The organism is Streptomyces sp. NPDC056296, assembly GCF_042268605.1.
Taxonomy (GTDB): Bacteria; Actinomycetota; Actinomycetes; order Streptomycetales; family Streptomycetaceae; genus Streptomyces.
Map to the genome: position 1 here is coordinate 35,944 of NZ_JBHJRX010000026.1, position 23,451 is coordinate 59,394.

The 23,451-nt window shown below is 73.3% G+C and carries 21 protein-coding genes; 14 read left to right on the forward strand and 7 right to left on the reverse strand.

All coding sequences use genetic code 11. The features are described from left to right. Window positions 1–101: 101 nt before the first annotated feature. The 3 genes from ACFCZF_RS20300 to ACFCZF_RS20310 form a co-directional block, all read right to left on the reverse strand. Window positions 102–323, reverse strand: a complete 222-nt coding sequence (locus ACFCZF_RS20300) for a hypothetical protein (protein ID WP_375908082.1) — start codon at window positions 321–323, stop codon at window positions 102–104. Between the two features lie 117 nt (window positions 324–440). After that, window positions 441–1,550, reverse strand: a complete 1,110-nt coding sequence (locus ACFCZF_RS20305) for a PP2C family protein-serine/threonine phosphatase (protein ID WP_376672815.1) — start codon at window positions 1,548–1,550, stop codon at window positions 441–443. 60 nt (window positions 1,551–1,610) lie between these two features. Then, window positions 1,611–2,825, reverse strand: a complete 1,215-nt coding sequence (locus tag ACFCZF_RS20310; protein ID WP_376672816.1) for a glycoside hydrolase family 64 protein — start codon at window positions 2,823–2,825, stop codon at window positions 1,611–1,613. Between the two features lie 401 nt (window positions 2,826–3,226). Here ACFCZF_RS20310 and ACFCZF_RS20315 point away from each other — a divergent pair, with 401 nt between their 5' ends. Both ACFCZF_RS20315 and ACFCZF_RS20320 read left to right on the forward strand, forming a co-directional pair. Beyond that, on the forward strand, window positions 3,227–4,126 hold the full coding sequence (locus ACFCZF_RS20315) for a GNAT family N-acetyltransferase (RefSeq protein ID WP_376672817.1): 900 nt from the start codon (window positions 3,227–3,229) through the stop codon (window positions 4,124–4,126). A gap of 180 nt (window positions 4,127–4,306) precedes the next feature. Continuing rightward, window positions 4,307–4,672, forward strand: a complete 366-nt coding sequence (locus ACFCZF_RS20320) for a hypothetical protein (RefSeq protein ID WP_376672879.1) — start codon at window positions 4,307–4,309, stop codon at window positions 4,670–4,672. 26 nt (window positions 4,673–4,698) lie between these two features. Here the strand turns inward: ACFCZF_RS20320 and ACFCZF_RS20325 are convergent, their stop codons facing one another. Further along, window positions 4,699–5,583, reverse strand: a complete 885-nt coding sequence (locus ACFCZF_RS20325; protein WP_376672818.1) for a Gfo/Idh/MocA family protein — start codon at window positions 5,581–5,583, stop codon at window positions 4,699–4,701. Window positions 5,584–6,029: 446 nt separating this feature from the next. Here ACFCZF_RS20325 and ACFCZF_RS20330 point away from each other — a divergent pair, with 446 nt between their 5' ends. The 9 genes from ACFCZF_RS20330 (at window position 6,030) to ACFCZF_RS20370 (ending at window position 17,943) form a co-directional block, all read left to right on the forward strand. Next, complete coding sequence (locus ACFCZF_RS20330) at window positions 6,030–6,965, forward strand: alpha/beta hydrolase (protein ID WP_376672819.1); 936 nt, start codon at window positions 6,030–6,032, stop codon at window positions 6,963–6,965. Window positions 6,966–7,184: 219 nt separating this feature from the next. Next, on the forward strand, window positions 7,185–10,148 hold the full coding sequence (locus tag ACFCZF_RS20335; protein ID WP_376672820.1) for a LuxR C-terminal-related transcriptional regulator: 2,964 nt from the start codon (window positions 7,185–7,187) through the stop codon (window positions 10,146–10,148). Window positions 10,149–10,264: 116 nt separating this feature from the next. Further along, a complete protein-coding gene (locus ACFCZF_RS20340; protein ID WP_376672821.1) occupies window positions 10,265–11,551 on the forward strand; it encodes a PucR family transcriptional regulator in 1,287 nt (428 codons plus the stop codon). A 512-nt stretch (window positions 11,552–12,063) separates the two neighbouring features. After that, window positions 12,064–12,846, forward strand: a complete 783-nt coding sequence (locus ACFCZF_RS20345) for an ABC transporter ATP-binding protein (protein WP_376672822.1) — start codon at window positions 12,064–12,066, stop codon at window positions 12,844–12,846. Next, window positions 12,843–13,643, forward strand: coding sequence for an ABC transporter ATP-binding protein (locus tag ACFCZF_RS20350; RefSeq protein WP_376672823.1), 801 nt, complete (start codon window positions 12,843–12,845; stop codon window positions 13,641–13,643). The genes ACFCZF_RS20345 and ACFCZF_RS20350 overlap by 4 nt, the downstream gene beginning before the upstream one ends. Then, complete coding sequence (locus tag ACFCZF_RS20355) at window positions 13,640–14,539, forward strand: branched-chain amino acid ABC transporter permease (RefSeq protein WP_376672824.1); 900 nt, start codon at window positions 13,640–13,642, stop codon at window positions 14,537–14,539. The genes ACFCZF_RS20350 and ACFCZF_RS20355 overlap by 4 nt, the downstream gene beginning before the upstream one ends. Window positions 14,540–14,597: 58 nt before the next feature. After that, window positions 14,598–15,701: a branched-chain amino acid ABC transporter permease gene (locus ACFCZF_RS20360; protein ID WP_376672880.1), complete on the forward strand. Its 1,104-nt coding sequence runs from the start codon at window positions 14,598–14,600 to the stop codon at window positions 15,699–15,701. Next, window positions 15,698–16,978: an ABC transporter substrate-binding protein gene (locus tag ACFCZF_RS20365; protein ID WP_376672825.1), complete on the forward strand. Its 1,281-nt coding sequence runs from the start codon at window positions 15,698–15,700 to the stop codon at window positions 16,976–16,978. Before ACFCZF_RS20360 ends, ACFCZF_RS20365 begins: the two co-directional genes overlap by 4 nt. A 146-nt stretch (window positions 16,979–17,124) precedes the next feature. Further along, window positions 17,125–17,943 (forward strand): SAM-dependent methyltransferase, encoded by an 819-nt coding sequence (locus ACFCZF_RS20370; RefSeq protein ID WP_376672826.1) that lies wholly within the window; start codon window positions 17,125–17,127, stop codon window positions 17,941–17,943. Window positions 17,944–18,034: 91 nt separating this feature from the next. Here ACFCZF_RS20370 and ACFCZF_RS20375 read toward each other — a convergent pair whose 3' ends face one another. Both ACFCZF_RS20375 and ACFCZF_RS20380 read right to left on the reverse strand, forming a co-directional pair. Further along, the gene (locus ACFCZF_RS20375) at window positions 18,035–18,955 is read right to left on the reverse strand and encodes a helix-turn-helix domain-containing protein (RefSeq protein WP_376672827.1); all 921 of its coding nucleotides are present in this window, start codon (window positions 18,953–18,955) and stop codon (window positions 18,035–18,037) included. Window positions 18,956–19,126: 171 nt separating this feature from the next. Beyond that, window positions 19,127–19,354 (reverse strand): DUF397 domain-containing protein, encoded by a 228-nt coding sequence (locus ACFCZF_RS20380; RefSeq protein WP_114531800.1) that lies wholly within the window; start codon window positions 19,352–19,354, stop codon window positions 19,127–19,129. A gap of 359 nt (window positions 19,355–19,713) precedes the next feature. Between ACFCZF_RS20380 and ACFCZF_RS20385 the strand changes: the two genes are divergently transcribed. The 3 genes from ACFCZF_RS20385 to ACFCZF_RS20395 all read left to right on the forward strand — a co-directional run bounded on the left by ACFCZF_RS20385 (window position 19,714) and on the right by ACFCZF_RS20395 (window position 22,628). Further along, on the forward strand, window positions 19,714–20,112 hold the full coding sequence (locus ACFCZF_RS20385; RefSeq protein ID WP_376672828.1) for an ATP-binding protein: 399 nt from the start codon (window positions 19,714–19,716) through the stop codon (window positions 20,110–20,112). A 27-nt stretch (window positions 20,113–20,139) separates the two neighbouring features. Beyond that, the gene (locus ACFCZF_RS20390) at window positions 20,140–20,688 is read left to right on the forward strand and encodes a hypothetical protein (RefSeq protein ID WP_376672829.1); all 549 of its coding nucleotides are present in this window, start codon (window positions 20,140–20,142) and stop codon (window positions 20,686–20,688) included. 170 nt (window positions 20,689–20,858) lie between these two features. Then, window positions 20,859–22,628 carry an ABC transporter ATP-binding protein gene (locus tag ACFCZF_RS20395; RefSeq protein ID WP_376672830.1) on the forward strand — a complete coding sequence of 590 codons (1,770 nt, stop codon included), beginning with the start codon at window positions 20,859–20,861 and terminating at the stop codon, window positions 22,626–22,628. Window positions 22,629–22,733: 105 nt separating this feature from the next. Here ACFCZF_RS20395 and ACFCZF_RS20400 read toward each other — a convergent pair whose 3' ends face one another. Further along, entirely contained in the window at window positions 22,734–23,363 is a 630-nt protein-coding gene (locus tag ACFCZF_RS20400; RefSeq protein WP_376672831.1) for a TetR/AcrR family transcriptional regulator, read from the reverse strand. Window positions 23,364–23,451: the final 88 nt, after the last annotated feature.

Genomic DNA, 23,451 nt, shown 5'->3' on the forward strand with positions numbered 1-23,451 from the left:
TCCTCTTTGTTTTGGGGGGTGGGGGGGGGGGGAAAAAAACCGGCCCCGGACCGGTCCCCCCCCCCCCTTCCCGGGCCATGTGACGCCCGGTGGCCGCCCGGTCAGGGCAGAAGCTTGTCGAGGGCGGCGGGGCCCTCCTCGTCCAGCTTGCGCCTGGCCCATTCGAGGTTCTTCGGGGTGACGTCCCGGCCGGCCGCGAGGACGATGTCCTCCGGAGACACCTCGGTGCCGGTACGGGTGTGGAGCAGGTCGTCCGGGGTGGCGCGGTCGTCCCCCGCGCGTGCTTCGGACGGCCGGGAGGCGTCGGGCTGTGACGTCGACATGATCAGTGCTCCTCGGATCCGGATCGCTGCTTCGGTGCCGTGCTGTTGTCGGTCCCGAATATCCCGATAACACCATTCAATGCGGAAGCGGCCCCCGCATCCGGAGACCGACGGGATTCAGGCCGGCGCCGGGGGCGAAGGAGTGAGGACGAGCATCGTGACGTCGTCGTCCACGTCCGGGCAGAAGCGCACCAGATCGGCCCAGACGCGGTCGGGGAGCACGACGGGGTCCTCGTCGGCGAAGGCGGTCAGCCGGTCGGCCAGCGGGTAGAACGCGCCGTCGGCGTCCCGGGCCTCGACCACCCCGTCCGAGGCCAGGAAGAGCCGGTCGCCGGGGCGCAGGGACACCGTGCCGACCTCGATCGCGCCGGCGTCCGCCAGCCCGAGCCCGAGCGGTGTCCACGGCGATACCTCCAGCTCCGTGGCCCGCGCGCCCCGCAGCAGAAGCGGCGGCGGGTTGCCGCAGACGACGACGCGGACCTCCAGGGCGTCGGCGGAGAACTCCAGCAGCGCGGCTGTCGCGAACAACTCGGCGTGCCGCGCGTCCGCCGAGTCCACCAGCAGCCTGCGGTCGAGCCGCCCGGCCACCGACGCGAGATCAGGCTGGTCGAGCACCGCCTCGCGGAACGCCCCCAGCAGCGAGGCGACCGTCGACACCGCCGACAGCCCGTGCCCCTGCACGTCGCCCGTCACGACCCGTACGCCGAAGGGGCCGTCCCGTACGTCGAAGAAGTCGCCCCCGACGAGCGTCCCGCGCTGCGCCGCCCGGTACAGCCCGGCACAGCGCATCGCCCCGACCCGTTCGGGCAGCGGGGGCACGACGGCATGCTGCGCGGCCTCGGCGACCGTGCGCTCCAGCCCCAGCTGGGCGTCGCGGCGGCTGCGTACGAAGGACACGAAGACGCTGAGCCCGGCGACGAAGACGACCGTCAGCAGGTCGGTGTCGCCCGGCCGGTCGAGCTGGAAGGCCGGGATGTTCAGCAGCGCGACCACGACGCCGCCCAGCAGGGCGGTGGCCAGCGGGCTGTAGGAGAGCACGGCCAGCGGCGGGATGGCGCCCAGCAGGAATCCGATGTCGAGGGGGTCGTGGCTGATGAGCGTCGCCGCGCAGATCGCCACGACGAGGGCCGGCGGCAGCACCCGCACCCAACGGGGCGGCGGAGCCCCGCTCAGCCAGCTCCGCCGGTCCTCGCCCCGGCGCGGTGGCGGGGCCGACACCTTTCTCACACCACCACGCTCCTACGCCGCCCGGCCTCGCGCACGCCGGGCGCTGCCGCCCGCCCCGGTCTAGAACGCGGTGAGCGTCAGCCGGAACCCGGTGGGCGCCGTGTCCTGGATGTAGGAGGCGAAGTCGGCCACGTCGTCGAAGGCGAAGCCGTACGCCCTGCCGTCCTCGGTGGCCGCGTGCACCGCCTTGGAGTAGTGGTTGGTCAGCGCGGTCCCGTAGAACGTCGCCGGGTCGGTCGTCGGCTGGTCGGCCGAGGAGACCAGCGTGGAGCGGTTGAAGCCGGCGCCGAGGACCGCGGCGACCGGACCGGTCGTGCCGTCGTTGGGTGCGGCGATGGCGCCGTCGCAGAACAGCACGTCCCGGGTGGACGGCTTGCCGAAGGACACCTGGGCGGGCCCGTCGAAGGTCAGGCGGTCCCTGCGCACCCGGCCGGTGAACGTCCCGGCGTTGGTGGTGATCCTCAGGTCCTTGCCGGTGTAGGTGCTCCACACCTCGTCGATGTACGGGGCGAGGTAGTCCTTGGGGAACAGACCGGCGTCCAGTCCGTGGCCGGGGGCGATCACGCGGGTGTCGTCCACGACCAGCGGCGCGAACTCCTCGACCTGCCGCAGCGCCTCGAAGACGTCCGCCCGTCCGCCCGCGCGCACGGTGCCGGTGGTCTGGTCCTCGGCGCCGGTCAGCCGGATGGCGAGCGGCACGCTGAACATGTCGACCATGGTGGTGTTGCAGAACATCCCCGAGGAGTTGTACGTGAACTCCGCGCAGTCGTGCAGCACCCCGTAGTTGGGGTCGGACTCGACCCAGCCCGCCGGGTACTGCAGCGCGGCGTTGCCGGCGCCGTCGGCTACCACCTTGAACTTCAGCTTCCCGCCGAGGGACACGTAGATCCGGCCGGAGAGGTACGGCAGGTTCAGCTTCGTCTCGCCGCTGCCGGCGAGGCTGATCGCGTAGTCGGTGAAGCCGTCGGCGCCGTTGTCGGAGAGGGCCACGGGTGCGACGGTGCCCTCGGGGGTGACGCGCACCTGCCGGCCGTCCACGTTCCCGACGATGTAGACGTGCACGTCGCCGTTGCCGAAGGAACCGGTGCTGTTGACGATCGTCAGCGGCAGGGCTCCGGCGGCCTTGGCGCCGGGGTCGGCCGCGGAGCCGTCCGAGCCGACGCCCGCGAGGGCGTGCGGGGCGACGGCGGCGGCGACCGGTGCGGCCACGACCATTCCGCCGAGGGCGACGAGGAGCTTGCGGCGGGCGAGGGGACGCTGGTGACGGGGAGTCATGTGGGGGGTCTCCAGGGTGATCGGGACATGACATAAGTGGAGTGGGCGTCTGAGAGCGCTCTCACGACGTGCGCCGATGGTACGCGCGACGGATGGCCCGGCCAACCGTCTCCAGCCAGTCTCCAGCCACCCCTCAAGCGCGTTGTGCCAGCTGGGAGTTGGGGTGCCCGCCGCCGCGCAGGGAACGCTTAACCACTGTTTAAGGCCCGTTTAATCCAGCGCCGGAAAACCGGTGGTCGCACTCGCACGGCACCCGGTACTGTCTGGGCCACGCCCCGAGATCGACGGAAGGAGGGCAGAGCCGTGCAGTTCACATCACTTCCGCGCTCCCTCCCCGTTGTCCCGGCGTACCTCGACTGACACCGGGAGCGCACCACGCAGGACGCATCCCGGAGGAATCCGTGACCGATCTGGTCATCCGCGCGCTCGACGCGAGCGACGCCCATCTCTTCGACACCCTGCCCGACCCGCTGGGCGCCCGTGAGGGCCACCGGCTCACCCGCCACCGCCCCGACTGGAAGCGGATCGCCCTGCGCGACGGCGCCGTGGTCGCCCGCGGTGCCTGGTGGGGCGGCCCCGACGACACCGAACCCGTCACCCTCAACTGGTTCGACGTGGCCGAGGGCGAGGAGGCGGCGGGAGCCGAGCTCCTGAGCACCGCCCCCTGGCAGGTCGAACTCGAACTCAACCCGCCCGGCACCTGGCGCGAGGACCCCGTCCTGCGCGCCGCCACCGAGGCACGCTTCACCGCCGCACGGACGGCCGGGTACGACCTCCTGGTCGAGCGCTTCCTGTACCGGTGGACGCCGGAGTGCGGGCTCCCCGAGCGGCCCGGCCGTCTGGACTTCCGCCCCGAACCGGACGACGCGGTGTTCTTCGACGCGCTGCGCCGTATCCACTCCGTCACCCTGGACGCCCACGCGCTCATGGACATCGAACAGGGCGGGCTCGACAAGGCCGCGCAGTCGGAACTCGACTTCTTCCACTGGTGCCCCTCGCCGCGGGAGTGGTGGCGGTTGGCGTACACCCCGCAGGGCGAACTCGCGGGCATGCACATCCCCGCGCACAACCCGTCCGGCCCGTGCGTCGGCTTCATCGGCGTGCTGCCGGAACACCGCGGACACGGGTACGCCTACGACCTGCTGGCCGAGTGCACCCACTTCCTGGTGGAGCGGGGCGCGGAGTTCGTCTCCGCCGCGACCGACCGGGGGAACCATCCCATGGCCGCCAACTTCGCCAAGGCCGGCTACCCGATCGTGCGGGAACGGATCAACTTCCATCCGGTGGCGACCGGCCGGTAGTCGTCGTCAGGCACGCACCGGGCCGGGAGTTCTCCGGCTCGGTGCGTGTGCCGTGTGCCCGCGCCCGCGCCCGTGTATGTGCCCGCGCCTGTGCCTGGCCCGGGGTCGGGGTCGGGGTCGGTGTCAGTGCCGGGTGGCATGCTGTCCGGCACGGTGGTCGACGGCGCGCGCGGAGGCGATGTGGGGTTCGAGGGCGAGATCTGGCACGTGCGCGGGGCGCCGGACACGGGGGAGGGGGGAACCGACGCGGAGGTCGGGGAGATCCTGATCGACGACGCCGACTTCCCCTGGCTGTCGGGCCGGTTCCGCGCCGGCCCGGCGTTCGCCACCGTCCAGGACCTGTTCGCCCGCGAACTCGCCCTGGCGGAGCGGGACGACGAGGGGCACTGGGCCCAATGGGAGGCGGTCTACGCCGAGATCGAACGACGCGTGCGGCTGGTCTCTCCCGACGGCCCGGTCGCCGAGTTCCTGCTGCACATCCAGGGCGACAGGGCCTGGTTCCGGTGGAGCGACGAGCCGTTCGAGCAGGAGCGGGCCGGCGGCTGACAGAGGCTGACTCCGGTTGACTGCGGTCACCACCGGTCGCTCAGCAGGGCTTCGGCCTCGGCGAGGATCTCGGTGACCCGCAGGCCGAACGCGGCGTCGCACGCGTGCGGGTGCCCGCCCCCGGCGGAGGAGAGAAGCGCGTCTGCGGCCCGCAGCAGAGCGGGCACCGGCCCCTCCGCGCTCTCCGGAAGCAGCGTCACACCGGCCCTGCCACGCAGCTCCACGGTCGCGCCCGCCGCGGCCGGCGGCGCCGTGAGGCTGAGCGTGAGCGTGCTCGACGCACCGCCGGTGTGGTCGAGGACCAGATGGACGGTGTCGCCGGGGCCCGGTGCCGCCGCCGTCACGCGCCGGGCGTCACCGAGGATCGGCAGCAGCACCGACAGGGCGTGCGGCCCCACGTCCCACAGGGCGCCCTTCTCCCGTCGCCACGGCGAGTCCGCGAACGGGCTGTCGCCGCTGAACACCGAGCCGAGCCACTGCGCCCGCGCCGTGAACCAGTCGCCCACGGTGGCCTGTTCGGCAATCCACGCCTCGGTCTCGGGCTGGAAGCGGGCGGTGAAGAAGACGACGGAGGCGACGCCCGCCGCACGCACCGCCTCGACCACCGCACGCCCCTGCGGCACCGTCGCCGCGAGCGGCTTGTCCAGCAGCAGATGGCACCCGGCCCGCGCCGCCCGCACCGCCAGCTCGGCCTGCACGGCCGGTGGCAGCGCGACGGCGACGGCCTCCACGTCCGCCAGCAGGGCGTCGGCGTCGTCGTAGGCGCGTGTGCCGTGCCGGTCCGCCAGCTCCTTGGCGGCGTCCGGGCGGCGCCCCCACACGCCCACGAAGTCCAGGCCGTCGTGCCGGCGCAGGGCGGGGGCGTGCGCCATGTCCGCCCAGGGACCGGTGCCGAGCAGTCCGATACGCATGCCGTCGCCTCTCCGCAGTGCCGAATCCGAGCCCGGACCCGCCGACCTTCCTCCCCGACGACCGGCGCGCGACAGCCCGGCCGATGCCGAGCGTGCCACACCGGCCCGGTGCCAGGGCAAGACCGCGGCTTCAGGACGGCGGCCTCACCGGCTCGTCCGTCGCGCCGCCGCTGCCTCATGGCCCCACCGCCACTCTCTGCCCCTGCCTTCTTCCCCTGGGCCCTCCCCCCTGCCGAGGCCCGCAGCCCCCCGGGCCCCACGGCCCACCCGACGCACGAGGCCGGTGATTCTGCCGATCCCCCGCACCGCACCGCCCGCCGACAGTGGCACGGCCAGCACATCGGCGACGCCCGTCCGGCGGATGTCCCGGGACGCGACCCCACGTGTTCCGGACCGTGTGCGATCACCGGCCGGGCCCCCTCGCCACGACAGAGAGGACCACCCTCGTGCAGCAGAACCCCCACACCCACGCCGCATCCCGGGCCGCGCGCCCGGCGTTCCGCGGAACGCGGCGGCGGCTCGCCGGCGTCACGGCGGCCGTGGCCGCCGTCGTCGCGCTCAGCACCCTCACCGGCCCCGGCGCCCACGCCGCCGCCGACAACCCCTACGAGCGCGGCCCGGCGCCCACCGAGTCCAGCATCGAGGCACCGCGCGGCCCGTACTCCGTGGCGGACACCAGCGTCTCCTCGCTCGCGGTCACCGGCTTCGGCGGCGGCACGATCTACTACCCGACCAGCACCGGAGACGGCACGTTCGGCGCTGTCGTGATCTCGCCCGGCTTCACCGCGTACCAGTCCTCCATCGCCTGGCTCGGCCCTCGGCTGGCGTCTCAGGGCTTCGTCGTGTTCACCATCGACACCAACACCACGCTGGACCAGCCCGACTCCCGCGGCCGGCAGCTGCTGGCGGCCCTGGACTACCTCACCGAGCGCAGCTCCGTCCGCGGTCGGATCGACGGCAGCCGACTCGGCGTCATGGGCCACTCGATGGGCGGCGGCGGCTCTCTGGAGGCGGCCAAGTCCCGGCCTTCGCTCCAGGCCGCGATCCCCCTCACCCCCTGGAACACGGACAAGACCTGGCCCGAGGTCAGCACCCCGACACTGATCGTGGGGGCCGACGGCGACACCATCGCCCCGGTCTCCTCGCACTCCGAGCCGTTCTACTCCAGCCTGCCGTCCCGGACGGACCGCGCCTACCTGGAGCTGAACAACGCGAGCCACTTTACGCCGAACACGTCGGACACGACGATCGCGAAGTACAGCATTTCCTGGCTCAAGCGGTTCATCGACAACGACACCCGCTACGAGCAGTTCCTGTGCCCGCTGCCCCGGCCGAGCCTGACCCTCGAGGAGTACCGGGGCAACTGCCCGCACGACTCCTGACCCTCCTCACGGCACCATCCGGCGGCGGTCGCGGGCACGTTGCGGCCGCCGCCGGCGCGTTGTGCCGCCGCACGGCGCCGGACCGGCTCCGCTGGGCAGCGGCACAGTGCGTGCCCCGGCCACACGGTGCACAACCGCAGGTGACGCCGCCGATGCCCCGGCGGGTCGCGGCGGACCGATGGCTTCCGCGTCAGGTTACGCGCGCGTAACCTCCCGGGAATGACCGGAGAGACGACCGTACGCGCGGCCGTGCGGATCCACGGCCGGAGCGCGCAACGGCAGGAGGTGCGCGCCCTGTTGGACGGCCTGCGCACCCACAGCGGCCACCTCGTCGTGACCGGCGAACCCGGGCTCGGCCGGACCACCCTCCTCCACTGGGCCGCCCGCTCCTTCCGAGCCGGTCCCGTACTCCACCTCGGGCCCGACCGGGCCGGAACCGCACGCGCCACCGCCGGGGAACTGCTCGACACCCTGCGGGCGGCGGCCGGCGAGGCACCTCTGCTCGTGTGCGTCGACGACGCGCATCTGTGGGACGCCCCGGCCCGGACCGCCCTGGGCCGCGCCGCCGAACACCTTGGCCCCGCGGGCCGCGTCGGAGTGCTCCTCTCCGTCGCCGGACACCGCGCCGTCGACCCGGAGTACGCCCACCTGCCCGTCGTACGCCTGGACCCGCTCACGCCGCCGCAGGCCGAGGCCCTGCTCGACGACGTGACCGACGGCGCCGCCGACCCGGCCGTCCGCGAGCAGCTGCTCGCCGAGGCGGAGGGGAACCCGGCCCTGCTCCTCGCCCTCGTCCGCCGGCTCTCACCGGCCGAACTGCGCGGGCACCGGCCCCCGCCCGGGCCCCTGGCCGACGCCGCGACCCTGGCGGAGGTGGCGGGGGAGGCCCTGACCGGGCTGTCCGCGGACGCGCACGACCTGCTGCTGACGGTGGCGGCGGCCGTACGCGCCTCGGACGGACCGGACGTCGACGCGGGCCTGGTTGCCGACGCCGTACGGCACTTGTGGTCGGCGTCCGCGCCGCCCCCGGACGCCGTGCGGCACCTGAGGCAGGCATCGGCGCCGTCCCCGGACGCCTTGCGGCACCTGAGGCAGGCATCGGCGCCGTCCCCGGACGCCTTGCGGCACCTGCGGCAGGCATCCGCGCCGCCCCCGGACGCCGTACGCTACTTGTGGTCGGCAGCCGCGCCGCCCCCGGACGCCGCACGGCACCTGCGGCAGGCAGCCACACCGCCCCCCGCCCCGTTCCCGGGACCGCTCCCCACACTCCTCGCCCTGGCCGACGACCGGCTCCGGTTCCACAGTCCCTTGGTCCACCGTACGGTCCACGCCACCGCCGCGCCGGACCGGCGCCGCGCCGCGCACCGCGCGCTGGCCGACGTGCTGGAGGCCGGCGGCCGGCGGCTCCCGGCGCTGCTGCACCGCTCCTGGTCCCTCACCGGCCCGTCGCCCGCGCCGCCGCTCGCGGACCGGCTCGCGGCGGTCGCGGCCGACGGCACCGTGCCGGCCTCGTCCCGGCTGCGCGCCACCGTGTACGCCCGTGCCGCCGAGCTGACGGCCGACGGCCCCGCGCGCGCGGAGCGGTACACGGCCGCGGCCGAGCAGGCGCTGCTCGCCGGTCGCCCCGACCGGGCCCGCCCGCTGCTCGCCGCGGCCCGCGGCTGCGCCGCCCCGGCCGGGGTGCGGGGACGGGCCGAGCTGGTGCGTGGCCTGACGGAACTCCGGGACGGCCCCGTGGGCGACGCACATCAGTCGCTGTTGCTGGCCGCGTCCCTGCTCGCCGCGGACGCCCCCGGCGACGCCGCGACCGCCGCCCTGGCCGCCGCCGACGCGGCCTGGGCGGCGGGAGACCTGCCGGCGTGCCTGGCCACACTCGCGCCCGAACCGCAGGCGAAGACCCCGGCTCCCGGGGGCGCCGACGCCCGGTGTCCCACGGAGTACGTGGCCGGCGCCGTGCGCGACCACCGCGTCGGCATGCGGGCGCTGCTCGAAGGGCGACTCGACCGGGCCGCCGTACCGCTCGGGCAGGTGGTCGAGCGGGCCAGGACCGAGGAGCGGCCGGAGGGACTGCTGCGGTCGGCGTCGGCCGCGCTGCTGCTCGGTGACGTGGACGCCGCGCGCCGGGCCGGGGCACGGGCCCTGGCCGCCGCCCGGCAGCTCGGGTCGGACGCGCTGGTGCCGCAGGCGCTGGAGTACCTGGCCTACGCCGAACTGCGCGCCGGCCGGCACCCGCAGGCCCGCACCCACGCGGAGGAGGGACTGCGTACCGCGCTGCGGGCCGGCCAGCGCAACACGGCGGCCCACCACCGGGCGGTGCTGGCCCTCGCGGCGTCGATCGAGGAGGAACCCGACGTCGTCGCCCGGCATGTGACGGCCGCGCTGACCACCGCTCGGCGGCACGGACTCGCGCAGGCGGTCACCCTCGCGGAGTGGGCGGCGGCCCGGGCCGACCTCGGCCGGGGACGCCCCTTCGACGCCGCCGACCGGCTCGGGCTCCTGGTCCTGCCCGGACCCGGGCACGGACACTTCGCGGTGTGGCGGCTCGCCGTGCCGTGCTTCGTGGAGGCCGCTGTCCTCGCCGGACGCCACGAGGACACCCGTGCGGTCCTCACGGACTTCGCCGGCTGGGCGGCGTTCGGCGCCGATCCGCAGGCCGCCGCGCAGCTGGCCCGCTGCCACGCCCTCCTCGCCCCGCCGGACCGCGCCGACGACCTCTACCGGCGCGCGCTCGCCCGGCACGACGAGGCGGGCGGGGACTTCGAACGGGCCCGCACCGCGCTCCTGTACGGCAAGTGGCTGCGCCGGCGGCGCAGGCCCCGCGAGGCCCGCGGACGCCTGGGCACCGCGCTGGTCGGCTTCGACCGCTGCGGGGCCGGCGTCTGGGCGGCGCAGGCGCGCGGCGAGCTGCGGGCGCTCGGAGCGGCCCCGCACGACGGAGGCGCGGGAGCGCTGTCCCGCCTGACGCCGCAGCAGTTGCGTATCGCCCGGCAGGTCGCCGAGGGCGCCACCAATCGCGAGGTCGCGCTGGCCCTCGCGGTGAGCACGCGCACCGTCGACTACCACCTCCGCAAGGTCTTCGCGGCGCTCGGCGTACGGTCCCGCCTGGAGCTGGCCCGCATGGTCGAGCACGCCGAACAGGACGGATCGGCCGCACATGCCGAAAAGACCGGTGCACAACCCTAGGGACCGACCGGACGGTATGCCATCCTTCGGGCAGGACGAGTCAGGGGGCAGGCCCGGCACGGGCGGACAGCCCGCCGCGGGGCGCCTCCGCAAGCCCTGGCCTGGGGAGGACCGCGATGCAGCACGCCGTACGGTCACGAGCAGCGATCCGCATCGGGCTGACGCCCGTACCACGCCCGCGGACACCGAGCGTCGCGTCGTTGATGGACGCCGACGCCCTGCGTGTCCTGCACCGGGCCGCCCACGCCCTGCTCGACGACCTGCCCGATCTGGCCGACCGGCTGGTTGCCCTGCTGCAGGAGCAGGAGCCGGCGTACCGCGCGGTCATCACGAAGGATCCGACCGCCACCTGGCAGGAGGTCCACCGCTCGCTGCGGCACAGCGTGGCCTCGCTGCTCGACCCGCGCGGCGCGCGGGACGCGGCCCGCCGCTGCTCCTGGCGGATCGGCGTCACCCGTGCCGAGCAGGGGCTTCCGCTGGACGCGCTGCTGCACGCCTTCCGTCTCGGCGGCTCACTGGTGTGGCAGCGGTTGATCGAGGAGACCTCCCGGACCGCACCCGAGGACGTGCGCCTCCTCGTGCACGTGGCCGCCGACGTGTGGAACTTCGTCGACGAGCACTGCACCCTCGTCGCGGACGCCTACCGGCAGACCGAGTGGCAGCTCGCCCGACGCCGCGAGAACCGGGCCCGGCTGCTGGCGGCCGGTCTGCTCGACGGCACCAGCCGCATCGCCGACCTGCCCGAGGCCGCGCAGGCGCTGGGCCTGCCGGAGCAGGGCCGCTACGTCGTCGTCGCCGTCAACGGCCGCCACCCCGCGCGGTCCGACGCCGCCCGTGCCGCCGCCGTGGCGCCCGGTGCACGCGTCCACTGGCACGCCGGTGGGGAGGTCGACTACGGCATCGTCCTGGTCGGCGCCGGTGACGACGGGCTCCCGGGGCCGGAGGGCGCCGAGTCCGGGCCGCGTGCCGTGCTTCCCGGCATCCGGATCGGCGTCGGCACCCCGGTCGACGGACTCGCCTCCGTCGGCGACGCCCGCCGGCACGCCGACACGGCCCTGGACATCTGCCCCGAGGCCGGCGGCACGGTCCGGCTCGCCGACCACCTCCCCGCCGCCCTCGTCGTCTCCAGCCCCGAGCTGGGCCGGGCCCTCGCCGAGACGGTGCTCGGCCCCCTGCTGCGGCTGGAGCCGGCCGACCGTGAGGTGCTGCTGGACACCCTCACCACCTGGCTCGACTGCGACGGCTCGGCCCAGCGGGCCGGCGAACGCCTCTACTGCCACCGCAACACGGTCCTCAACCGCCTCCGCCGCTGCGAGCAACTGACCGGCCGCTCGCTGGCCCGCCCGGCCGACGTGGTCGAAATGACCCTGGCCCTGACCGCCCGGCGAGTCCTGCGCGACTGACGGACACGCGACGCCCCTGGTACCCGGCCTCGATTCCGGTCCGGTACCGGGTGGCGTCCTCGTGCTGCCCGGCGCGCGTCCTGTACGACTGACGGTCGTGTGATGCCTCTGGTGCCCGGTTTCGGTTCCGGTCCGGTACCGGGTGGCGTCCCCATGCTGCCCGGCGCGCGTCCTGCGCGACTGACGGGCACGCGACGCCTGGGGCCCGGCCTCGGCTGGACCCGGTATGGGCTGGGGGTCCTGCGCTGCCCGGTCTCGATTCGGCCCAGCGCCGGGTGGCGGCACCGCGCTGCCCGGCGCTGGCCCCGACACCCAACGCGGGTTCACCACCCCGCCCGCCCGGCAACTACGCCGCCGCCCCGGTCTGGGCATCCGCACAGACTCTCCGGCCCGGGACTGGGACGCCGCAGCGACCCAGGCCGCGGCTCTGTACCGGCACCGGCCTGCGTGCTGTCGTGAGCTCCCCCTTTCCCGTCACCGTGCCGGCCTCGGCACGGTCCCAAGGAGCCGCGATGCCCGCAGCACCACCGGACGGCGAGCCCGCCCTGCACGTCGAGAGCCTCGACGTGACGTACGGGCGCGCACTGTCCGCCCTCCGTTCCGTGTCCCTGACCGTCCCCTACGGCGGCGTCGTCGCGCTGCTCGGCGCCAACGGCGCCGGCAAGACGACGCTGCTGCGGGCCGTGTCGGGCACACTGCGCCTGCACCGCGGCGCGATCACGGCCGGCCGCGTCCGCTACGGCGACACGGCCCTGGACGGCCGGGACCCGGTCGTCGCCGTACGCGCCGGAGTCGTGCAGGTACCCGAGGGCAGGCGGGTGTTCGCCGGACTCAGCGTCGACGAGAACCTGCGGGCCGGCGGGCTCGGCCTGGGCCGACGCGCCCCGGCCCAGGTCCGCGAGGCCCGGGAGCGGGTCTTCACCCTCTTCCCGCGGCTCGCCGAACGCACCCGCCAGGCCGCCGGCCTGCTGTCCGGCGGCGAGCAACAGATGCTCGCCATCGGCCGCGCCCTGATGGCCGCACCCCGCCTGCTCCTCCTCGACGAACCCTCCCTCGGACTCGCCCCGATGATGGTGGACCGCATCGCCGAGGTCGTCCGCGAGATCAACACCCAGGGCACCGCCGTACTCCTCGTGGAACAGAACGCCGGCATGGCGCTGTCCCTCGCCGAACACGCCTACGTCCTGGACGTCGGCGAGATCGGGCTGTCCGGCGCCGCCGACGAACTCGCGCGCACGGACGCCGTACGCCGCCTCTACCTGGGCGACACCACTGACGGTCAGGGGGCCGCGTGACCACCCGCACCGCCGCACCCCCCGCGCTCGAGGTCCGGAACGTGACCGTGCGCTTCGCCGGCCTCGTCGCCCTCGACGACGTCTCCTTCACCGTCACCCCGGGCACCGTGCACGCCGTCATCGGCCCCAACGGCGCGGGCAAGTCCACCTGCTTCAACGTCCTGTCGGGGCTGTACCGGCCCACCGCCGGCACGGTACGGCTCGGCGACGCCGAACTGACCCGGCTCGCCCCGCACAAGATCGCCGCTCTCGGAGTGGCCCGCACCTTCCAGAACATCGTCACCACCCAGGGCACCGTCGCCGACAACCTGATGCTCGGCCGCCACGCCCTGTCCCACGCCGGTTTCGCCGCCAGCGCCCTGCGTCTGCCGCGCGCCGTGCGCGAACAGCGCGAACACCTCGCCAAGGCCCGCGAGATCGCCGAACTCACCGGCCTCGGCGCCCATTTCGACGCACCCGTCGCCCTGCTGTCCTACGGCGACCGCAAGCGGGTCGAACTCGCCCGCGCCCTCTGTCTGGAGCCCCGTGTACTGCTGCTCGACGAACCCGTGGCCGGCATGAACGCCGCCGAACGCACCCGCATGACCGAGGTCGTCCGGGAGATCCGCGCCGAACTCGGCCTGTCCGTCGTGCTGGTCGAGCACGACATGGGACTGGTCATGCGGCTCGCCGACGAGGTCACCGTCCTCGACTTCGGCAAGGCCATCGCCCACGGCACCCCGGACCAGGTCCGGCGCGACCCCGAGGTGCTGCGCGCCTACCTCGGCACCGGCACCACCGGGGAGGACGCGGCATGACCGGCTTCCTCGACAACCTCCTCAACGGCCTCGCCCTGGGTTCCGTCTACGCCCTGATCGCCCTCGGCTTCGTCACCATCTTCAAGGCGTCGGGCGTGCTGAGCTTCGCCCACGGCTCGCTCCTGCTGCTCGGCGGGTACCTCGTCGCCGTCCTCCACGACGACATCGGCTTCGCCGGGGCGCTGGCCGTAGCGGTCCTCGTCACGGCCGGCGTCGCCGGGGCGCTGGACCGGCTGGTGCTCCAGCGGGTCGGGGGGACCGACCCGCACGCCGCCCACGTCCAGACCATCGTCACCATCGGCATAGACATCGTCCTGGTCACCGACCTGGCCCGGCGCATCGGCGGCGACCTGCTGCCGCTCGGCGACCCCTGGGGCAACTCGGTGACCGACCTGGGCCCGGTGACCGTCGCCGACAGCCGCATCGCCGCGATCCTGGTGTCCGCGGTGGCCATCGGCGGCGCCTTCGCCCTCTTCCGGTTCACTCCCTGGGGCCTGTCGTTGCGCGCGGCGGCCGAGGACGGTGAGGCCGCCGCCCTCATGGGCGTACGGCTGACCCGCGTACGCACCGTCGCCTGGTGCCTGGCCGGCGGACTCGCCGCGCTCGCCGCGGTCTTCCTGGTCGCCTTCCCGGCACCGGGACTGGAGCGCACCACCGGGCAGATCGCCCTGAAGGCGTTCCCGGCGGCCATCCTCGGCGGTATGGCCTCCCCGGTCGGTGCCCTGGTCGGCAGCATGCTGATCGGCCTCACCGAGGCCTTCGTCGCCGGCTACCAGTCCGACCTGCACGTCCTCGGCGAGGGCTTCGGCGACGTCGCCCCCTACGCGGTGATGGTGCTGGTCCTCCTGATACGCCCCGCCGGGCTCTTCGCGGCGAAGGGAGCGGCACGTGTCTGACCTTCTCAAGAAGAGCACCCTTCTCGAGCGCGGCGGCCTCCTCAAGCACGGCCGGCTCCTGCTGCCCGCCCTCCTGCTGTGCGCCCTGCCCTTCTACCTGGACGCCTTCTGGCTGCGCATCGGCCTGTTCTCCATGGCCGCGGCCATCGGCGCCGTCGGGCTCGGCCTGCTCAGCGGCACCGCGGGACAGCTCTCCCTCGGGCACGCCTTCTTCCTCGCCGTCGGCGCCTACGGGTACGTATGGCTGGCGGGCGAGCCCGGACCGGGGCTGCCGCCGGTCGTCGCCGCCGTGCTCGCCGTGCTGCTCGCCGGAGCCGCGGGCGGCCTGTTCAGCCCCGTCGCCGGCCGGGTGAAGGGCATCTACCTCGGCGTGGCCACCCTCGCCCTGGTCTTCCTCGGCCACCACGTCCTGCTCACCGCCGACTCCGTCACCGGCGGCTTCAACGGACGCTCGGTGCCGCCTCTGGAGATCGGCGGGTTCACCTTCGCCGAGACCGACCCGGAACTGACGGTCATGGGCGTGCCGTTCGGCGCCGAGGAACGGCTCTGGTACCTGGGGCTCGTCCTGTTCGCGCTGACCTGGTTCACCGCGCGGGGACTGCTGCGCGGGCGCCCCGGACGCGCCCTGGTGGCGCTGCGCGACAGCGAGACCGCGGCTTCCGTGATGGGCGTGCACGTGGCCCGGTACCGCTCGGCCGCGTTCGTCGTCTCCTCGATGTACGCGGGCCTCGCCGGAGTCCTCCTCGCGCTCTCCTTCCGCCGCGTCGTGCCCGACTACTTCTCCCTCCTCCTCTCCGTCGACTATCTCGCCATGATCGTCATCGGCGGCCTCGGGTCGGTGGCGGGCGCCACGGCCGGTGCCGTCTTCGTCACCGCGCTGCCCCTGCTGATGACCCGCTACGCCGACCAGTTGCCGCTGGTGGCGACCCCGGGCTCCGGCGACGGCTCCATCGGCCCGACCGAGGCCTCCCGCTACCTCTACGGCGCGGCGATCGTCGTGATCCTGCTCCACGCCCCGGACGGCCTGCACGGACTGGCCCGACGGACCCGCGCACGCCTGCGCCGCAAACCACCCGTCACCGGCCCTTCCGACACCGGGCCCACGTCCCGGCCCTCCGCCACCACCGCCAACGCCGCACGAACCAAGGAGCACACCCCGTGAACGTCACGCACCCCAGGCCCCGCACCACCCGGACCGCCGCCCTGGCCGCGGCACTGGCCGCCGTGCTGCTCGCGGGCACCGCATGCAGCTCGAAGGCGGACGGCGGGAGCACCGACGACGCCGCCGACGGCGTCAAGGCCGGACCCGGAGTCAGCGACAAGGCCATCAAGCTGGGCGCGCTGACCGACCTCACCGGCCCCTACGCCACCCTCGGCAAGAGCATCGTGCAGGCCCAGCAGATGTGGGCGGACGAGACCAACGCCGCGGGCGGCATCTGCGGACGCAAGGTCGAGATCGTCGTCAAGGACCACGGCTACGACGTGCAGAAGGCGGTCACCGCCTACGCCGACATCTCCCCGGACGTCGTCGCCCTGCCCCAGGTCATCGGCTCGCCGGTGGTCGCGGCCCTCCTCGACGACATCGAGCGGGACCACATGCTGACCTTTCCGCAGGCCTGGGCCGCCTCCCTGCTCGGCAGGGACTCCGTCCAGGTCCTCGGCACCACCTACGACATCGACATGATCGCTGCCGTCGACTTCCTCACCCGCACCAAGAAGGTCGCCAAGGGCGACACGATCGGCCACGTGTACTTCGAGGGCGACTACGGCGCCAACGCGCTGGAGGGCTCCGAGTGGGCCGCCGAGGAGGCGGGGATGAAGGTGGTCGGCCAGAAGATCAAGGCCACGGACACCGATCTGACCGCGCAGGTCTCGGCGCTGAGCAAGGCCGGGGTGAAGGCGATCCTGATCAGCGCCGGCCCCGCCCAGACCGCCTCCCTCGCCGGCGTGGCCGCCGCCCGGGGCCTGAAGGTGCCGATCGTCAGCAGCGCTCCCGGATACTCCCCGCAGCTGATGAAGACGCCTGCGGCACCGGCGCTGGCGGCCATGGTCCACGTGGTCAGCGCCGCACCGGCGGTCAGCTCCGACCTGCCGGGCGTCAAGAAGATGGTCGCCTCCTACAACAAGAAGTACCCGGGCGAGCCGGTCGACTCCGGCGTGCTCTCGGGCTACAACGCCGCCCAGCTGATGGGCGCCGACCTGAAGAAGGCGTGTGAGGGCGGCAGCCTCACCCGGCAGGACGTGGTCAAGGCGCACCGCTCGCAGAAGAACGCCGACACCGGCCTCGGCACCCCGCAGAACTTCACCCTGGTGACCGAGCCGGCCAGCCGGTCCACCTACGTGCTGAAGCCCGACGCCAAGGCGGCCGGCGGCCTGGTCGGCGTGGAGGAGGCCCACAAGGCGCCCGGCGTCGACGCGTACCTGGCCGGACGCGGCTGACCGTTTTGGGTGGCCGTCAACTCGACTGCTCCGCAGTCGCCTTGGCGGCCACCTGATCCGCGTACTGGTTCGTCTGACCACAGGGTCTCTAGGATGTACTCTCGGTCATGCCAGTGCAGTTGGCGCGGTACAGAGCTGGGGGAACGATGCAAGCCGACAAGCAGTTGTCCACGGAGATCGACGCCAACGTGCCAACGGCCGCACGTATGTACGACTATTACCTGGGCGGCAAGGACAACTACGCGGCCGACCGGGCGGCGGTCGGGGAACTCGACAAGGTCGTCCCCAGCACCCGTCGGCTCGCGCTGAACAACCGGCGCTTCCTGCAGCGCGTCGTCAGGACCCTCGTGGAGGACTACGGCATCCGCCAGTTCCTGGACCACGGTTCCGGCCTGCCCACGCAGGACAACGTCCACCAGGTCGCGCAGCGCGTCGCCCCCGACTCCCGGGTCGTCTACGTGGACAACGACCCGATGGTGCTGGTCCACGGCCGCGCGCTGCTCGACCAGAACGACCGGACCGCCGTCATCCACGCCGACATGCGTTCGACGGAGGAGATCTTCTCCCACCCGGACACCCAGCGCCTGATCGACTTCTCGCAGCCGGTGGCCGTGCTGTTCAACTCGGTCTTCCACTGCATCCCGGACAGCGACACCGACGGCCCGACGGCGGTGATCCGCCGTGTCACCGAGCGACTGGTGCCCGGAAGCTACGCGGTGATGTGCCAGCTGGTCAGTGAGGACGCCGAGGTGCGGGAGTCCGTCACGGCCTTCATGGACCAGGCGACGCAGGGGCACTGGGGCCGGGTCCGCGAGCCCAAGGACGTCGAGGCCTACTTCGCGGGCATGGACATCCTGGAGCCGGGCCTCGTGGAGGTCTCGACCTGGCGTCCGGACAGTGAGGTGGCTCCGCGCCAGCTCACCGACGAGTGGATCGAGTTCGGCGGTCTGGGCCGCATCCGCTAGCGGAGAGAGCACGAAGGGCCGCGCGCCAGGCGTGCGGCCCTTCTCCTTCGCGTCCTGCCTTTCGCGTCCTGCCTTTCGCGTCCTGGCGTCGCTACTTCTCGGCGTAGCGCTGCGCCATCGTCCGGCGCAGCAGGTCCAGTGACTCGCGCGGCGTGAGCGCCTCGTCGGCCAAGCGGTCCAGCGCGACCCGGTACTCCTCGGTCTCGTCCCGGTCCTCGAGGAAGTTGGCGCTCTTGATGTGCTCCAGGTAGACCACGTCGGGCAGATCGATGCCGCCGAAACGCAGATAGGTGACCGGGATCGCGGGCGCCGACGCGTTCGTCACGGCCAGCGGCACGATCTGCAGCGTCACATGGGGCTGCCCGGCCATCTCGACGAGGTGCGCGAGCTGTGCCCGCATGACTTCACGGCTGCCCAGTACCCGCAGCAGCACGGACTCGTCGATGATCGCCCACAACTGAGGTGCGTCACCACGGCCCAGCAACTCCGCACGGCGCATACGCAGTTCGACACGTCGCTGGACCTCGCCGGCGGGCGCGTTCGGCAGGCCCCGCTCGACCACGGCCCGGGTGTAGTCCCCGGTCTGGAGCAGACCGGGGACGTACTGGATCTCGAAGGTCCGGATGGTCGCCGCGGCCTCCTGGAGCCCGACCAGACGGTCGAACCACTCGGGCATGAGGCGCTTGTCGTACCGCTGCCACCAGCCCGGTTCGCCGGCCCGCTGCAACAGCTTGACCAGAACCGAGGCCTCGTAGGGGTCGGTGCCGTACCGCTCCAGGATCGCGCGGACGTCCGTCTCCGTCGGAGGTTTGCGGCCCTTGCCCGACTCGATGCGGGAGAGCTTCGCCGGGCTGAACCCGATGTCGCGTGCCGCCTGTTCCTGGGACAGGCCGGCGTCCTCGCGGAAGCCCGCCAGCTGAACGCCGACGAGCATCTTCAGCAGAGTCGGAGCCGGCTCGGCCCGGTCCAGATAGGGTTCGAGACGGGAGAGGCGATGCGATGCGGCGGACATCCTGACTCCCAGCAGACCGGCAGACTTGAGAAACCACACTATCTCATCTCGCATGTGCCCGCCGCATCAGCCCGTGGAACCGGGTAGTTGGCCTCCGCTTCACGATGGCCGCCCGCGTCGCCGGCCGCTCCCGGCCCCACTCCACAACAGCCCGCTTCACAGCAGCCCGCTTCACAGCAGGTGGTCGAACTCGCCCTCCTTCGCCCCGGCCAGGAAGGCGGCCACCTCGGCGGAGGTGTAGACGAGCGCGGGGCCGTCCGGATCACGGGAGTTGCGCATCGCGATGCCTCCGTCAACGAGGGCGACCTCGACGCAGTTGCCCTCGGCGTTGCTGTGCCGACTCTTCTTCCAGCAGGCGTCCAACAGGCTGGCCTGCACTCCGTTGCGCACTGGTGGCACCGCGGTCTCCTTGCCGTTCGGGGGAGCGGACCGAGCCCGTCGGTCCCCGTGCGCTCCCATCCGATTTTTTTCGCGCAATTTCTCGTGCAATTGCACGCGAGCGCTGTCAGCGTGGATAATAGCCGTGGCGTCAACCCCTCGGTCGGCGCCCTGTCCTGACGTCGCATCAGGGAGATGCCGTGTCGTCACCTGCGCATCCAACGCTCCGGTCGCCCGGCGAAGCCGTGTCGGAGGCAGGCCCGGCGAGCCGGTTCGGGGAGCTCCCGCGTGCGGCGCGGCCGGCCGCCGGCCGGGACGAGTGGCCGTTCCCCGTTCCCCACGCGAAGTACCACGCCCCAGGCGGCCGACCCGCTTCCGCGGTGCTGCGTGTCGCGTGCAGCGGGGAGGGGTTCGCCCGGGCCCGGGTCTTCACGCGGGACACGCTGAGCGACTGGTCCCTGGACCGGCACGCCGACGACGCGGTCCTCGTGATCACCGAGCTCGTCTCCAACGCCGTGCGGCACGCGGTGCCGTCGGCGGCGGCCGGCGCACCCGAGGTCAGGCTGGGACTCGCCCTGGACTCCGACCATCTGACGTTGACCGTCTCCGATCCCGGGGACAACGCGCCCGTGTTCGCCCCGTCCGGAATCTCCGCTCTCCAAGAGCACGGACGCGGCCTGTGCATCGTCGACGCCCTCGCGGAGGAATGGGGCTGGACCCCGCGGCCTCCGGCGGGCAAGACCGTCTGGGTCAAGTTGTCGACCCGCCCCCTCACCTGACCGACTGCCGCGGAAGGGCCCCACACCATGCGCAGCGCTCCGACACCCGAGCCGAGTACCCGGCGCACCGACCGTCAGACGCAGCCGCCCGGCCCGCCCCGGGCCGCCGGCCCCCTGGCGGGGCTGGACGGCGTGCCCTGGGGTGAGATCCAGGACTCCAGCGGCTCCGCCGCGGCCATTCCGCGGCTGCTGCGCAAGGTCGCCTGGGGTGACGCCGAGACTGCTCGTGCCGCCCTCGGCGATCTGCGCAAGCGCATCTGCCAGTACGGCTTCGTCGTCGAACAGGCCACCGCCGCGACCGTCCCCTTCCTGTGGGAACTGGCGCAGCGGCCCCAGGTGAGCTGCCGGGCGCAGATCATCCAGCTGCTCAAGAACATCGCCGACGCCCGCCAGTGGGAGACCACCGCCACCGCCTACCCCAAGCTGCTCAACCACCGGGAGAACCCCGTGGCGTGGGAGCGCGCGGCGCGGCAGGCCGTCCACGCCCGGCGGGACGGACTGGAGCGGCTGCTGGCCGAGGGCGACAGCGAGATCGCGCGGGCCACGACCGAACTGGCCCGCACACTCGGAGACTGAGACCCGCGCCCTCCACGGGGGAGAAGGCGCGGGTCTCCTTCCGACGCGCGGGCGTACGGGCATACGGGCGTACCGGCCTTCGGAACGGTGTGGCGTACTCCTCGCCGACGGGGTAGTAAAGCGCGGGAAGAAAGCGCTTGCCCCACCCGGTCACCAGGAGGACCACGCCGATGGCGTCGCCGCCCGAAAAGCCACTCGATCACCGCTACCGGGGCGAACACCCGATACGCACGCTCGTCTACCTGTTCCGCGCCGACCGCCGCCGTCTGGCGGGGGCCGTCGCGGTCTTCACCGTCAAGCACAGTCCGGTCTGGCTGCTGCCCCTCATCACCGCGTCGATCATCGACACCGTCGTCCAGCACGGACCGATCGGCGACCTGTGGACCAGTACCGGGATCATCATGTGCATCCTGGTGTTCAACTACCCGCTGCACCTGCTGTACGTCCGTCTCCTGTACGGCAGCGTGCGCCGCATGGGCACGGCCCTGCGCTCCGCGCTGTGCACCCGCATGCAGCAGCTCTCCATCGGCTACCACTCGCGCGTCAGCGCCGGCGTCCTGCAGGCCAAGGTCGTCCGGGACGTGGAGACGGTGGAGCAGATGGTGCAGCAGACCGCGGAGACGGGCCTGGGCGCGTTCACCGTCCTCACCGGCGGCCTGGTCATCATCGCCGTGCGCACACCTGAGTTCCTGCCGGTCTTCCTCGTCGTCGTACCCGCCGCCTCCCTCCTCGTGGCCCGCCTCCGCGCCCGGCTGCGCAGCCACAACGAGCACTTCCGGCACGAGGTCGAGACCCTGTCCTCCAGGGTCACGGAGATGACCCGGCTCATCCCGGTCACCCGGGCCCACGGCCTGGAGGGCAAGGCGCTGCGCCGCATGGACGGCACCCTGGACCGGCTGCTGACCTCCGGCAACCGCCTGGACCTGGTCAACGGCCGCTTCGGCTCGCTGTCCTGGGTCGTGCTCAACGTGGTCGGCGTACTGGTCCTCGCGGGCGCCGCGCTGATCTCGTACCACGACGTCTGGGGCGTCACCGCCGGCGACGTCGTCATGCTCAGCGCCTTCCTGACCACCCTCACCAACTCCACGACAACGTTGGCAGGGCTGGCGCCGGTCATCACCAAGGGCCTGGAGTCCGTCCGTTCGGTCGGCGAGGTGCTCCAGGCTCCCGAACTGGAGGACAACGAGGGCAAGGCGGAGCTGACCTCGCTGCGCGGCGCCGTCACCTTCGAGGGCGTCGGGCACCTCTACGACAGCGACGGGCGGCCCGCGGTGAGCGACTTCACGCTCGCTGTCCGCCCCGGCGAGACCATCGCCCTGGTGGGCGCGTCCGGCGCCGGCAAGTCCACCGTCCTCAATCTGGTCATCGGCTTCCTGCGTCCGAGCTCGGGCCGGTTGCTGCTCGACGGCACCGACATGAACACCCTCGACCTGCGCACGTACCGGCGCTTCGTCTCGGTGGTGCCGCAGGAGTCCGTCCTCTTCGACGGCACGATCCGGGAGAACGTCGCCTACGGCATGGACGACGCCGACGAGGAGGCGGTGCGCGCGGCCCTGCGCGACGCCAACGCGCTGGAGTTCGTCGACCGGTTGCCGCGGGGCCTCGACACCCTGGTCGGGGAGCACGGCGCACGGCTGTCCGGCGGCCAGCGGCAGCGCCTGGCCATCGCCCGAGCCCTGATCCGGGACCCCAGGGTGCTCATCCTGGACGAGGCCACCTCTGCGCTGGACACCCGCTCGGAGGCGCTTGTCCAGCAGGCGCTGGCCAGGCTGCTGCGCGGGCGCACCACGTTCGTCGTCGCGCACCGGCTGTCCACCGTGCGGGGTGCGGACCGGATCGTGGTGATGGGCGACGGCCGGATCCAGGAGATCGGCACCCACGAGGAACTGCTGGGCAGGGGAGGGGCGTACGCGGCACTGCACAGCGGCCAGGTCGCCTGACTACCGGGGCCCGGCGGCCCGCGCCCCGGCGGGGCCGCGCCCCGGGCGTCAGGCCACCGTCGCGGTGTCAGGCCACCGTCGCGGTGTCAGGCCACCGTCGGGGAGTCAGGCCGCCGTCGGGGCGTCAGGCACGGTCGGGCTGTCAGGCCCCGGCCGGGCGGCGCCCAGTACCCGACCGGTGAAGTCCGCCAGTTGGCCCCGCATCCTCTCGCGCGGCACGCCCTCCGGGCCGGCCAGGTGCTCGACCAGGTCGGCCCGGACGGCGGCGAGCAGCGCGTGGGCGGCGAAGTCGCCGTCGGCGAGGCCGGGAACCTGCTCCAGCATGGTGCGCAGGAGGGTGTGCCAGCGCCCGTAGTGCTCGGCCCCGTAGGGGCTGCCGCTGCCGGCGCCCTCCAGGGCCAGTGCGAGGCGGCGGTTGTCGAGTTTGAAGCACAGGAGCGCGTCGAGCAGGGCGGGGACGCGCTGCGGCGGGGGAGTGCCGGGGCCCAGCGGTGGCGGGCCCGTCGTGACGGCCTCCTCGATCGGCTCCAGCCGTGCCTCGTACAGCGCCTTGATCAGTCCGATCCGGTCGCCGAAGGCCCGGAAGAGCGTTCCCTTGCCGACGCCGGCCGCCGCCGCGACGTCCGCCATGGTGACGTCGTCGGGGCTCTCGCAGCGGACGAAGAGGATGTCGGCGGCCGCGAGAACGGCCGCCCGGTTGCGGGCGGCGTCCTTGCGGGGCTTGCGCTCGGTCACGGGGGTCTCCTCCGTCGCTGCATTGCAAAGCGGACCGCCGGTCCGTATTGTTTGAAGCGGACCGACGGTCCGCATTCTATGCGACGGA

Bases quoted from the DNA above. Each gene is read 5' to 3' on its own strand.
- ACFCZF_RS20300 (WP_375908082.1), bottom strand. From the start codon at position 323: ATGTCGACGTCACAGCCCGACGCCTCCCGGCCGTCCGAAGCACGCGCG.
- ACFCZF_RS20310 (WP_376672816.1), bottom strand. From the start codon at position 2,825: ATGACTCCCCGTCACCAGCGTCCCCTCGCCCGCCGCAAGCTCCTCGTC.
- ACFCZF_RS20325 (WP_376672818.1), bottom strand. From the start codon at position 5,583: ATGCGTATCGGACTGCTCGGCACCGGTCCCTGGGCGGACATGGCGCAC.
- ACFCZF_RS20335 (WP_376672820.1), top strand. From the start codon at position 7,185: ATGACCGGAGAGACGACCGTACGCGCGGCCGTGCGGATCCACGGCCGG.
- ACFCZF_RS20340 (WP_376672821.1), top strand. From the start codon at position 10,265: ATGCAGCACGCCGTACGGTCACGAGCAGCGATCCGCATCGGGCTGACG.
- ACFCZF_RS20345 (WP_376672822.1), top strand. From the start codon at position 12,064: ATGCCCGCAGCACCACCGGACGGCGAGCCCGCCCTGCACGTCGAGAGC.
- ACFCZF_RS20355 (WP_376672824.1), top strand. From the start codon at position 13,640: ATGACCGGCTTCCTCGACAACCTCCTCAACGGCCTCGCCCTGGGTTCC.
- ACFCZF_RS20370 (WP_376672826.1), top strand. From the start codon at position 17,125: ATGCAAGCCGACAAGCAGTTGTCCACGGAGATCGACGCCAACGTGCCA.
- ACFCZF_RS20375 (WP_376672827.1), bottom strand. From the start codon at position 18,955: ATGTCCGCCGCATCGCATCGCCTCTCCCGTCTCGAACCCTATCTGGAC.
- ACFCZF_RS20390 (WP_376672829.1), top strand. From the start codon at position 20,140: ATGCGCAGCGCTCCGACACCCGAGCCGAGTACCCGGCGCACCGACCGT.
- ACFCZF_RS20395 (WP_376672830.1), top strand. From the start codon at position 20,859: ATGGCGTCGCCGCCCGAAAAGCCACTCGATCACCGCTACCGGGGCGAA.